1 protein-coding gene is annotated in these 540 nt (G+C 42.0%); it reads left to right on the top strand.

Features of this window, described 5'->3' with window-relative positions:
• Window positions 1–50: 50 nt before the first annotated feature.
• Window positions 51–540 (top strand): conjugal transfer protein TraF (gene traF / locus R7Z49_RS27135; protein WP_318112769.1); only part of this gene is annotated, 490 nt, incomplete at its 3' end.

Here is a 540-nt window from a genome sequence, read left to right as displayed (position 1 = left end):
AACATTTGTGCCGATATAAGTTCAGGAAGAACTAAAAACACAAGTGTAGTATGAAAACCCAATTCAAAATTTTAGCCACCACCATTACAGCATCACTATTTGCGAATGTCGCTTCTGCTGCGACTTATGCTATTGAAGCACGTAGCGATGCAATGGGTGGTGTTGGTACCGTTTCTGCCTCTTATCTGACCGCTCCATTTTTCAACCCTGCGTTGACTGCAATTTACCGCCGCAATGACGACGCGGGTATGATCATTCCAAGTTTCGGTATAAGTTATGACGATCAATATGATCTTATTGACGAAATCGAGCGCATTAGTAAGCTGACCGATGTTGATGAGATCAAAAAGTCCATGGACGCTATTGACGGCAAAAAAATGGATTTTGACTTAGGTGGTGTCGTTGCCGTTGGTATTCCAAATAAATTCTTATCAGCAACTGTCTACGGAAAACTCTACACAGAGTCATTTGTTCAACCTAATGTCGATACATCAGGTGTCGATCCACTGACAGACAGCTATGTTCAAGGTGTTTCGATTG

Source organism: Vibrio sp. 1562, assembly GCF_033340155.1.
Classification (GTDB): domain Bacteria; phylum Pseudomonadota; class Gammaproteobacteria; order Enterobacterales; family Vibrionaceae; genus Vibrio; species Vibrio alginolyticus.
Note: the sequence above shows the minus strand (reverse complement) of the source record. Positions and strands in the feature narration are given on the sequence as shown.